The organism is Parabacteroides caecihominis, from assembly GCF_023656785.1.
Classification (GTDB): domain Bacteria; phylum Bacteroidota; class Bacteroidia; order Bacteroidales; family Tannerellaceae; genus Parabacteroides; species Parabacteroides segnis.
Genome location: NZ_JAMOKS010000070.1, coordinates 1 through 11,536, shown reverse-complemented (window position 1 = coordinate 11,536; position 11,536 = coordinate 1). Strand labels below are relative to the sequence as shown.

Below are 11,536 nucleotides of genomic sequence, written 5' to 3'. Positions count from 1 at the left end.
AATTCGACTCAAGGATATCAATGAATGGGCATCAAAAAAACTATCGCCAAACCTAGTCTCCATGCGGAATCAAACACTAAAAAAAGTATGCTAAAATGAGAACACTTTACTGAACACCCTACCTTTCAGGGCTCACCGGCCGGATGCCATTCCCAATCCCCCGGCTTCACCGGGGGCTATTCACAGTTAGTCCTTTCAGGACAAGCAACAACACTTAACTAGTTCAATTCTGATAAAATTCAAGCCATATTACCACATACCATATTTAACCCTAAAACAACCATGTCCAAATTCAAACGAATCATCGAATTCATTCTTGCTTTGCTTAATTTTTTGTTTCATTTTAAACCGTCAACAGATGATAAAACGGCTATCGTTACTGAAACTTATCCCAGCCCTGCTGCTCCGCCTGGCACGGAAAGGGATCACCCTGTATTTGAAACTATCCCTTAGGATACGGCTGCGGCTGCCGTAGGGATAAGGCTGCCGGTCAACGCCTCCCGAAGGCTGCCCGGTGGCCTTTTATTTTCAATAACATCTTTTTAACCCCTCATTTTTTTCGGGTTCTACAAGGTTATCTCATTCAGTTTGCCTACTTTTGCAGACTGATATAAATATATATGTAGGATTGTATGAAAACACTGGAAAGATTAGTTGCAGAGAAATTATTGAAGATTAAAGCCGTTAAATTACAACCGGCAAATCCGTTCACCTGGGCTTCAGGTTGGAAATCACCGATCTACTGTGATAACAGAAAGACGCTTTCTTATCCGGCTGTTCGTAGTTTTATCAAGTTGGAACTGGCACGTGTGATTAGCGAAAAATATGAAAACGCAGATGCTATCGCAGGAGTTGCCACAGGAGCTATCGCACAGGGTGCACTGGTAGCAGATTTGCTTGGACTGCCTTTTGTATATATCCGCGCAACGCCGAAAGATCATGGATTGGAAAACCTTATTGAAGGTGAACTGAAACCGGGTTCTAAAGTAGTGATTATCGAAGACCTTGTATCAACCGGCGGTAGCAGCTTGAAAGCTGTGCAGGCTGTACGTAACTTCGGTTGCGACGTGGTTGGTATGGTTGCCATCTTTACTCATGGATTCCCTGTTGCAACACAACAATTCAAAGACGCTAAAGTTACGCTGACTACACTGAGCAACTACGACGCCGTTATCGAAGAAGCTGTACGCACAGACTATATCGACGAATCGGAAATCGCCACTTTGCAGGAATGGCGCAAAGACCCTGCTAACTGGAATCCCGAAGCTTAATTTATTAACAACCCGAGGATGACAGAATTTGTAAGTGAGATCAAAACGATCCCCTATAACGAGGATCGTGTCTATGCAATGCTGTCCGACCTTTCCAATCTGGAACGGGTGAAGGACCGCATTCCACAAGATAAAATCAAAGACTTCGAGTTCGACAGCGACTCTTGCAGTTTCGCTGTCGATCCCGTAGGTAAAATAACTTTTCAGATCGTAGAACGCGAACCGAACAAAACGATCAAATTTACTACAACCAATTCGCCCGTGCCACTCTTCTTGTGGATTCAACTGAAACAAGTGCAAGAGGCCGATACGCGATTGAAAATGACGATCCGCGCCGATCTGAACCCGTTCATCAAACCGATGGTATCAAAACCGTTGCAGGACGCTCTCGACAAAATATCAACTGTGATTGCCTCCCTGCCCTATTAATTCTCCGCATTATGGCTCAGAAACTTTGGGAAAAAAATGTACAGGTAGACAAGGAAGTCGAAACATTTACCGTAGGTAAGGACCGCGAGATGGACCTTTATCTGGCTAAATACGACGTTCTTGGCTCAATGGCTCATATAACGATGCTGGAAAGCATCGGGTTGCTCGCAAAAGAAGAACTGGCGGTTCTGCTGGCGGAGCTGAAAAACATCTATGCCGTGGCCGACCGCGGCGAGTTCGTGATCGAAGAGGGCGTGGAAGACGTCCATTCGCAGGTAGAACTGATGCTGACACGCCACCTGGGCGATATCGGCAAGAAGATACATAGCGGACGTTCGCGTAACGACCAGGTGCTGCTGGATTTGAAACTGTACACGCGTGCACAAATCCGGGAGTTGGTAGAACTGACGAACGGCTTGTTCGAGGTGCTGATCAGCCAGAGTAACCGTTACAAAGAAGTACTGATGCCGGGGTATACGCATTTACAGATTGCGATGCCTTCATCGTTCGGCCTGTGGTTCGGGGCGTATGCCGAGAGCCTGGCGGATGATTTGCAGATGATGCAGGCGGCTTATAAGGTATGCAACCGTAACCCGCTGGGTTCGGCAGCCGGATATGGTTCATCTTTCCCGCTGAACCGACAGATGACAACCGACCTGCTGGGTTTCGACTCGATGGACTATAATGTTGTCTATGCACAGATGGGACGCGGCAAGATGGAACGTACGGTAGCTTTCGCTATGGCGGGCATTGCCGCAACGCTTTCAAAACTGGCATTCGATGCTTGCATGTTCAACAGCCAGAATTTTGGATTCATCAAATTGCCGGACCAGTTTACGACGGGTTCGAGCATTATGCCGCATAAGAAGAATCCGGACGTGTTCGAACTGACCCGCGCAAAATGTAACAAGATACAGGGCCTGCCGCAGCAGATTACATTAATATGCAACAACCTGCCGTCGGGTTATTTCCGCGACTTGCAGATTATCAAAGAAGTGTTCCTGCCTGCTTTCGACGAACTGAAGGATTGTATCCGCATGGTAACGCACATGATGCGCGAAGTAAAGGTGAACGACCATATTTTGGAAGATGACAAATATGCCTTATTGTTCAGCGTAGAAGAGGTGAACCGTCTCGTATTGGAGGGTGTGCCTTTCCGCGACGCTTACAAACAGGTCGGTCTGAATATAGAAGCGGGCAAATTCACTCCGAATAAAGCGGTCAGCCATACGCACGAAGGTAGTATCGGTAATCTATGCAATGATAGTATTTCTGCTCTGATGCAAAATATTATTGACGGTTTCTCGTTTAGTAAAGTAAACGAAGCAGAAAAGGAACTGTTAGCATAAACATATGAAAAGAATATTTTTTTGTTTGGTAGTACTGTTGGCGATGTCGTGCAATAAGGTAAACGTCTCGAACATTCCTTATGCACGGGTATATCTGGAACTGGATTTGACCTACAAAGACAAAGATTTAGTTGGACTCTATAATTTTAAAGAGATAACTTCTACCGACGGTCAAAATTACGGCACACAATTAGGTTATTCGGGAGTTCTGGTTGTTTGCAGTGTTGACTCCAATGGTAATTTCGTATATTATGCTTATGACCTTTGTTGTCCCTATGAAGCTAAAAAGAACATAACAGTAAAAGCAGACAACACCGGCCAGGCAAAATGTCCAGAATGCGGAACAAAATACAATATCGCGTATGGTTCTGGAACTCCGTCAGATGGCCCGTCAGAATTTGCATTAACGAGATTCGATGTCACTCAGCAGGGGAACAAATTATTAATCCGGTATTAAAAAAATCATCCTCTAAAGAGATTTTTTTAGTCAAATGTTTGCAAATACAAAAATTTCGTCTACCTTTGCACACGCAAACGAAAACAATGCGGAAGTAGCTCAGTTGGTAGAGCATAACCTTGCCAAGGTTAGGGTCGCGGGTTCGAGTCCCGTCTTCCGCTCATCTCTAAGAGAAGGGATGCTCGAATGGTGGAATCGGTAGACACGAAGGACTTAAAATCCTTTGGCCATTGCGGCTGTGCGGGTTCAAGTCCCGCTTCGAGTACAGTTTGATTTAATTGCGGAAGTAGCTCAGTTGGTAGAGCATAACCTTGCCAAGGTTAGGGTCGCGGGTTCGAGTCCCGTCTTCCGCTCGCTTCCAAAAGGCCTCGGTATTGCTTGCAATATCGGGGCTTTTTATTTTTAAGCCTATTGCCCGTTTAAAGAATTATATATACCTTTGTTATAACTAAATACAAAGGATATGAACTTCTTCAGTAATTACTTACCCGGAATTATCGCTTTATGCCAAAAGCATAAAGTAAAGAAATTGTTTGCTTTCGGCTCTGTATTAACCAATCGGTTTACAGATAAGAGTGACATCGATTTATTAGTGGATTTCGAGGGTGTCACACCGGAAGATTATGCAGACAATTTCTTTGATTTAAGAGATGCACTGTCCAATATCTTCCGTAGAGATGTAGACTTATTGGAAGATAAAGCTATACGAAATCCCATTCTACGAAACAACATTGACTCTTCAAAGCAATTAATCTATGGATGAATATATCGAAAAACATCTGTACGATGTGCTTCTTTCTATCAATGATGTGGAAAGTTATTTTGATGATGCCCCCAAACTATTTGAGGAATTTAGAAAAGACACCCTTAGACAAAGGGCTGTTGAACGTAATGTTGAAATAATGGGGGAAGCTGTCAATCGGATTCTCAAGATAGACCCGACTTTTATATTACCTAATGCCAGAGCAATTGTCAACACCAGAAACAAAGTAATACATGGCTATGACAGTATCACTACTGAATTTCTTTGGGGACTCATCATCAAACACATACCTGCTTTAAAGAAAGATGTTTTAGACCTGCTCAACCACCCTCAATAAAGAAATAGGGCCATAGCATTTCTGCCACAGCCCTCCCTTCATAGACACACCAATATTTATAACTATCGTATAAATATCTTCTTTACCTCTCTATATGTCTTTTCTGAATAATCGATTAAACGCAAATATAAGAATTAATTTAGCATTCCAATAACATTTCGGATGTAAGCGCTTAAAATTCGGCTTATAACAGTTATTTTGACGTTTTTTTCACAAACAATAAAAAAGCCCGGCCTGCAATCAGACCGGGCCTTATCTTTATCAGATACGGATTATTTTCCTTGTAAGCCGGCATCCATCGCGGCAGCAGCCTTGCGACCGTCGCCCATGGCCAGGATTACGGTAGCACCACCACGAACGATATCGCCTCCGGCATATACATCCGGCAAAGCGGAACGCATGGTATCCTGATCGACTACGATTGTTCCCCATTTGCTTACTTCCAGGCCGCTGAAGGCACGCGGGATAAGCGGGTTAGGAGAAACACCGACGCTGACGATTACTTCGTCCACATCAATTGTATCGATGGCTCCTTCGATAGCCACCGGACGACGACGTCCGGAAGCATCCGGTTCGCCCAGCTCCATCTTCTGCAAACGCATCTGTTTGACACGTCCCCTTTCATCACCGATATATTCGATAGGATTATGCAGCGTCATAAATTCCACGCCTTCTTCCTTGGCATGTTTTACTTCTTCCACACGGGCAGGCATTTCCTCTTCGCTACGACGGTAAACAATCATAGCACGTTCGGCTCCCAAGCGGCGGGCTGTACGTACAGAGTCCATCGCCGTGTTACCACCACCGATTACGGCCACTTTCTTGCCTTGCAATACGGGCGTATCGCTTTCCGGATTGGCGGCATCCATCAGGTTGACACGTGTCAGGTATTCGTTGGACGACATAACACCAATCAGGTTTTCGCCCGGTATATTCATAAAGTTAGGCAGACCGGCACCGCTGGCGGCAAAGAAGCCTTTGAAGCCTTCTTCATGCAAGTCGTCATAACTGATAGTCTTTCCGACGATGCAGTTCGTGACGAACTTCACTCCCATCTTACGCAGACCTTCGATTTCCACGTCTACAATCTTATTCGGCAAACGGAATTCGGGAATACCGTATTTCAATACGCCGCCAATCTCGTGCAGCGCCTCGAACACCGTCACGTCGTATCCGCGTTTCGCCATATCACCGGCAAAAGACAATCCGGCAGGACCGGAACCGATTACGGCTACCTTGATACCGTTCTTTTCTGCAACCTCCGGTACGGAAATATTGCCGCTCTCCCGTTCGTAGTCGGCTGCGAAACGCTCCAGATAACCGATAGCAACAGGAGCCTTTTTCATCTTCAGGTGGATACATTTGCTTTCGCACTGCTTTTCCTGCGGACATACACGGCCGCAAACGGCAGGCAGGGCACTGGTTTCTTTCAGGACCTTCGCCGCTTCCAGAAATTCACCCCGTTCGATATTCTTGATAAACGTCGGGATATTGATACTTACCGGACAGCCTTCCATACAGGTCGGATTCGGGCAGTCGAGGCAACGTTGTGCTTCCTGCATGGCCTGTTCCTTCGTCAATCCCAGGTTCACCTCTTCCAGGCGGGTATGACTACGGTATTCGGCATCCAGTTCATTCATTTCTACACGGGGGATATCCGTGCGTTCTTTATTTTTTTTGCTTTTGCGCAGTTCTTCTCTCCAGGGTTCGGAACGGCGGGCTGCAATTAATTCTGCTGTTGTCATTTGTTTCAGTGGTTATTTCTTTTCAATATCTTTATAAGCACCCAGACGCATAAGCATCTCATCGAAATCAACCTGGTGGGCATCGAACTCCGGTCCGTCCACACAGACAAACTTGGTCTTTCCGCCTACCGTGATACGGCAAGCACCACACATGCCGGTTCCGTCTACCATGATCGTGTTCAACGAAGCGACAGTAGGTATCTCATATTTCTTTGTAAGGGCTGAAACGAATTTCATCATGATGGCCGGGCCGATGGTTACACAAAGGTCTACCTTCTCACGGTTGATGACACTTTCCACGCCGTTTGTTACCAGTCCCTGGGTTCCGTATGAGCCGTCGTCGGTCATAACGATCACTTCGTCTGAGTTTGCACTCATCTGTTCTTCCAGAATCACCAAGTCTTTCGTACGGGCCGCCAGAACAACGATCACCCGGTTGCCAGCCTTATGAAAAGCCTCAACGATAGGCAGCAGCGGGGCTACACCTACACCACCTCCGGCGCAAACTACGGTACCAACCTTTTCGATATGGGTAGCTTGTCCCAGCGGACCTACCAGGTCGGTAATATAATCGCCTACGTTCAAATCGCAGATCTTCTTGGACGAACCGCCTACAGCCTGAATCACAAGTGTGATGGTTCCTTTCTGAGTATCTGCACCTGCAATGGTTAAAGGGATACGTTCACCTTTCTCTCCCACCTTCACGATCACAAAGTGACCGGCTTTGCGTGAGCGGGCAATCAGAGGAGCCTCCACTTCCAGCTTCACGACATTGGCAGAGAAATGTTCTTTACTTACAATTTTATTCATTCTAATCGCTACTGTTGATAGTTTATTTTGTTGATTTGCTTGCAAAAATATATCAAAAAAGTGAATCTATTAGTATTTTGCCAAAGAAAAAGGCTTTATTCGAACAATCCTTCGTCGCGAAGCAGCATTAAAATAGCCGAATGGGGCACGATCAGGAACTTTTCCTCATTGAAGTTAATCTCGTAGGCGGCATTCTGCAAATAAACGGCCAGATCGCCTTCGTGCGCCTGCAAAGGCAGATAATGGACGGCTTCGTCTTCCTTCTTCTCCCATACTTCGTGCTCTTCCTTCTGCGAGGGCAGCGGAAAACCGGGACCTACCTTGATGATATAGCCGCTTTGTATTTTCTCCTGCTGTACGGTGGGCGGCAGGTAAAGGCCTGATTTGGTCTGACTCTGCGGATTCTTCGGCTTGATAAGCACCTTGTCGCCTATCATGATGAATTTGTCTATGTCTTTTTGGTCGATTGATAATTGCATAATTACTTAATGAATAGAATTAATAATGAGAACAAATCTACAAAATATCTTTATATACGAGACAAATAAGTATAAAAAACGGCCATAGACATTGCCTGACTCTTCTTTATTCTTATATTACGCCAATTTTATAACAGACTACAACATGAAAACATTACCTCTTCTATTTTTTACTTTTTTCCTGGCAACCGGTTGCTCTGGTACGAAAAAAGATTCCGCCGCACAACCGGATAACGGAGAAGAAACGGCAGAAACAGCAATACAACCGGCCGCTCCCGTCTGGTATGAAGGAGAAAAACCTATCTTTTTTAATGTAGAAGAGAATTATCCGGAAACGAATATCCGCCTGAGCGATCTCTCCGATGCATTATATATTCCATTGGAGACCAACGACAGTACACTTTTAAGGCAAAGAGGAACATGCGAAGGCAACGAGTATTTGCTGACAAACGACCTCATTTATGCACAAGAAGAGCAATCAGCCATTTACATATTCAAAAGAAACGGTAGCCTGCTCCGAAAAATCGACCATAGAGGCGGAGGACCGGGCGAATACAGTTACATAAGCAGCTATGCCGTCGATACACTGCGGAAAGAAATATTTGTTCAGGATGCCAACCTAAAGAAAGGGTGCACGTATGTCTACGACCTGGAAGGAAATTACAAACGTACTTTTCCTAATAAAGCGAAAGAGATCACGATTCTAAACGACTCGCTCCTGCTCAATTATTTCAGATATAACCCGGGAGGTCCGCGTTACTCGGTCACCCGCAAAGAGGACGGAAGTACGGTAAAAAAATTACCGATTCGCTTTCCTACCCAACTGCCTCACGATAGTCATGGACGTCTGGCCTACGGAAGCCTGGTGAAGAGTCCTAAAGGGGCCTTTATGGCTAATTTGGGCAATGATACCATCTTTGAAATCCGGCAAGACTTGCAGGTCATTCCGCGTATCATTGACCAAAGTAAATATCCAACAACTTTTGCCCAGGTGCATCCGACGATTGAAACCGGGCGTTACCTGATGTTCTATATCCTGCGTTGCCATTCGTATAAGCCGTATGTCGACGAGCATTACTACATCTATGACAAGAAAGACAACCAGATCTACAAAATGACCGACTACCCGGGCAATTCATACTGGACGCTGATGGACGATTATCCGCACATCACCAACTGGAACACAACACAGAATAGCCATATTGCCGTACGTACCCGCCAGGTCTACGCGTTACAGGAAGCCGAAGGTAAACATGGCGATGCCGAATTGAAAAAACTTATCGAAACACTCGATGACGACGCCAATCCAGTTTTACAGATCATGCTGTTCCACACGGTAGATCAGATAAAGAAATAATCAGGCAGAGTGATCGTTTAAAATGCAAATGGCACGCAGATAACACAGATCGAGCAGATGAACACAGATTTAATTAAAATATCTGCGTCAATCTGCTCGATCTGTATTATCTGTGTTATCTGTTACGTTAAATGGAACGTCCCTTAAACACGTTGGACTGTTCGGTCGGATACAGGGTACCGGTAAATGAAACACGGTTGCTGTTGAAGTTCGGACTGACAGTGGCCGTACATTTGTTGGAACCTTTCACCATACGGAAAGTCACGTTTGCCGAAACGGCTACGCCCTGTACCATCATACTGAAAGTAATATTGCCTTTCTTATCGGTCTTCATTTCCACATTCGAAGCATTTCCTTCTACAGTGATTCCGCCGATACCGTTAGGGCCTGCGTAAGCACCGTTGAATGCCAACTGGATGGTTGCGCGGTTGCCATCCATAGAGACGAAGTTGGTACTCGGAGTGACATAAACAAAACGTCCGCGTTTAAATTCCACACGATCGGCTTCGAGCACGAAGTCCTTGTCGTTAAGAGCCTGGACGGCTTGTTCGAACAATGCCATATTTTCAGCTTCTTCGGCTGCTTTACGGGCTTCTTTCTCTGCTTTCTTGGCAGCTTTCTCGGCTGCTTTATCCTGTTGTGCCATCATTGTCCCTGAACCGGCACTAAACAGCAGGACAGCTAGCAATAATAATACTCTTTTCATACTTCTATTCTTTTTAATTGTTAATCGGATACCGAGATATTTTTGACGCGGATGATACAGATAACGCGGATTAAAACATCAATGTACATTTTTCTTAGCCAGGCCATCCGCGTCAAATATATCTCTTTTTGTATATATAGACAAATAACGTGCCGGTAAGTTCAATTTATCCCCTTACTTTTTATGTTTTTAACATGGTACCACAGGAAACCCCAGGCAGTTACGGCCGCAATGAAGTCTGAAAACGGTGATGCATACCACACCCCGTCCAGTCCCCACACATGCGGGAATGTCAAAAGGGCAGGAATCAGGAAAAGACACTGACGGCTCAGACTCAGGAACATCGCTTTCCAGGCAATACCGATACTCTGGAAGAACTGGCTGATGGAGATCTGCGAACCGACCACCACGAAGACGAACAAACTGATGCGCAAACCGTTTGCCGTCACCTCAATCAGTTCGGAGTCGTTGGTAAAGGCCCGGGCTATTATTTCCGGAAACAGGACACTACACAGACAACCGATCCCCATAATAACGGTCGATGTGATAATCACCAGCCACAGGGTATCCTGCACGCGCTTATGCTGACCGGCTCCGTAGTTGAAGCCGACGATCGGCTGCATCCCCTGTGCAATACCGATAATCAACATCACCAGAAGCATCCCGACGCTGGTGATGATGCCGTTGGCCCCCAAAGCCAGGTCGCCGCCATATTGCTTCAAGGCGTAATTCTGGATAACGACAACCAAGCTGCCCGCCAGCTGCATGGCGAAAGGCGAAACACCGATCGTCAGGATATTCCATACCACATGGCGTTCCAGTTTGAAAGTGCCTTTATGGAAACGGACAATGCTGTCTTTCTGAATAAAATGGTTCATGACGAACAGGGTACTGAGCAGCATGGAGATGATCGTTGCAATGGCCGCCCCCCGGATACCCATATCCAGCCAGAAGATAAAGATCGGGTCGAGTATCACGTTGGCTATCGCTCCGATCAACATGGTAAACATGGCCTTCTTCGGATAGCCGGATGCACGCATGACAGCGTTGAAACCAAAGCTGAGCGAAGTCAGGATCGTTCCGGGGACCACAATATTCAGATAGTCTTTGGCATAAGGAATCGTTTGTTCGCTTCCGCCAAAGGCCAGCAGAAGGTCCTCCATCCAGATCATACAAGGGACAACTGTGATGATCGTAATAATGAATGTCAGCGTAAAGGCATTTCCCAGGACCTTTTCCGCCATCTCGTTCGCTTTCCGGCCCAGATGGATGGAGACACGGGTAGCCGCACCTGCACCCACCAGCATACCGAATGCCTGCAAGAAGAGCAGGATCGGGAAGGTCAGCGTCAGTCCGGCAATAGCCAGCGCACCGACTCCCTGACCAATAAAGACACGGTCCACAATATTATACAAAGCATTTACCATCGTCCCGATCACCGCCGGGATAGCATACTGTAACAGCAGACGGCTCACTTTCTCGTTCTCCAGCCGTCCGATTATTTCATTTGCCATAATTCATCTACACTTATCTTGTTATACTTTCGTTCTATTAGAGATCGTTTTGAGTTTATATGGGGTTCAGTTATTAGCAAATATGAACTATCCGATTATCGACCGGTTGTAACCGGCTCCCCTCTTGAGAGGGGGAAGGGGGTGTGTTATTGTTTCGCCCTATAACTAGCTTTAACACACCCCTTATCCCCTCTCAAGAGACTGTGTAAAAACATATCTCAAAAAGTTCTTTGGCATTTTGTATAGTAAATAGAAAGAAAATTAGTTCTGGAAAAAGTTCTTGTTCTCAAATTTTGGCTAAAATCGACCTTGTTGTAGT

General features: G+C 45.8%; 12 protein-coding genes and 3 tRNA genes. 10 read left to right on the top strand and 5 right to left on the bottom strand.

Annotated elements, in window-relative coordinates:
- Positions 1-632 precede the first annotated feature (632 nt).
- The 9 genes from pyrE (at position 633) to NBH14_RS28115 (ending at position 4,606) form a co-directional block, all read left to right on the top strand.
- A complete protein-coding gene (gene pyrE / locus NBH14_RS28155) occupies positions 633-1,271 on the top strand; it encodes an orotate phosphoribosyltransferase (RefSeq protein ID WP_028729716.1) in 639 nt (212 codons plus the stop codon).
- 18 nt (positions 1,272-1,289) lie between these two features.
- Positions 1,290-1,700: an SRPBCC family protein gene (locus NBH14_RS28150; RefSeq protein ID WP_128132919.1), complete on the top strand. Its 411-nt coding sequence runs from the start codon at positions 1,290-1,292 to the stop codon at positions 1,698-1,700.
- A gap of 11 nt (positions 1,701-1,711) precedes the next feature.
- Positions 1,712-3,049: an argininosuccinate lyase gene (gene argH / locus NBH14_RS28145; protein WP_186962047.1), complete on the top strand. Its 1,338-nt coding sequence runs from the start codon at positions 1,712-1,714 to the stop codon at positions 3,047-3,049.
- Positions 3,050-3,053: 4 nt separating this feature from the next.
- Positions 3,054-3,506, top strand: a complete 453-nt coding sequence (locus tag NBH14_RS28140; protein WP_186962048.1) for a hypothetical protein — start codon at positions 3,054-3,056, stop codon at positions 3,504-3,506.
- Positions 3,507-3,594: 88 nt separating this feature from the next.
- Positions 3,595-3,667: transfer RNA gene (locus tag NBH14_RS28135), tRNA-Gly, on the top strand.
- A gap of 19 nt (positions 3,668-3,686) precedes the next feature.
- A tRNA-Leu gene (locus NBH14_RS28130) sits at positions 3,687-3,771 on the top strand.
- Between the two features lie 15 nt (positions 3,772-3,786).
- Positions 3,787-3,859: transfer RNA gene (locus tag NBH14_RS28125), tRNA-Gly, on the top strand.
- Between the two features lie 110 nt (positions 3,860-3,969).
- The gene (locus NBH14_RS28120; RefSeq protein ID WP_186962049.1) at positions 3,970-4,269 is read left to right on the top strand and encodes a nucleotidyltransferase family protein; all 300 of its coding nucleotides are present in this window, start codon (positions 3,970-3,972) and stop codon (positions 4,267-4,269) included.
- Complete coding sequence (locus NBH14_RS28115; protein WP_186962050.1) at positions 4,262-4,606, top strand: HepT-like ribonuclease domain-containing protein; 345 nt, start codon at positions 4,262-4,264, stop codon at positions 4,604-4,606. Before NBH14_RS28120 ends, NBH14_RS28115 begins: the two co-directional genes overlap by 8 nt.
- A gap of 272 nt (positions 4,607-4,878) precedes the next feature.
- Here the strand turns inward: NBH14_RS28115 and gltA are convergent, their stop codons facing one another.
- From gltA to NBH14_RS28100, 3 genes are all read right to left on the bottom strand, one after another.
- Positions 4,879-6,351 (bottom strand): NADPH-dependent glutamate synthase, encoded by a 1,473-nt coding sequence (gene gltA, locus NBH14_RS28110; RefSeq protein WP_186962051.1) that lies wholly within the window; start codon positions 6,349-6,351, stop codon positions 4,879-4,881.
- Positions 6,352-6,363: 12 nt separating this feature from the next.
- Positions 6,364-7,161 (bottom strand): sulfide/dihydroorotate dehydrogenase-like FAD/NAD-binding protein, encoded by a 798-nt coding sequence (locus NBH14_RS28105; RefSeq protein ID WP_007654998.1) that lies wholly within the window; start codon positions 7,159-7,161, stop codon positions 6,364-6,366.
- A 95-nt stretch (positions 7,162-7,256) separates the two neighbouring features.
- The gene (locus NBH14_RS28100; RefSeq protein ID WP_186962052.1) at positions 7,257-7,640 is read right to left on the bottom strand and encodes a co-chaperone GroES; all 384 of its coding nucleotides are present in this window, start codon (positions 7,638-7,640) and stop codon (positions 7,257-7,259) included.
- 145 nt (positions 7,641-7,785) lie between these two features.
- On the opposite strand from NBH14_RS28100, the gene NBH14_RS28095 reads away from it, so the two are divergent.
- Positions 7,786-8,997 carry a DUF4934 domain-containing protein gene (locus NBH14_RS28095; protein ID WP_186962053.1) on the top strand — a complete coding sequence of 404 codons (1,212 nt, stop codon included), beginning with the start codon at positions 7,786-7,788 and terminating at the stop codon, positions 8,995-8,997.
- Between the two features lie 127 nt (positions 8,998-9,124).
- On the opposite strand, the gene NBH14_RS28090 is transcribed toward NBH14_RS28095, so the two are convergent.
- Together NBH14_RS28090 and NBH14_RS28085 are read right to left on the bottom strand one after the other, a co-directional pair.
- On the bottom strand, positions 9,125-9,703 hold the full coding sequence (locus NBH14_RS28090) for a DUF4251 domain-containing protein (RefSeq protein ID WP_046145373.1): 579 nt from the start codon (positions 9,701-9,703) through the stop codon (positions 9,125-9,127).
- Between the two features lie 161 nt (positions 9,704-9,864).
- Positions 9,865-11,217 carry an MATE family efflux transporter gene (locus NBH14_RS28085; protein ID WP_186962054.1) on the bottom strand — a complete coding sequence of 451 codons (1,353 nt, stop codon included), beginning with the start codon at positions 11,215-11,217 and terminating at the stop codon, positions 9,865-9,867.
- Positions 11,218-11,536 lie beyond the last annotated feature (319 nt).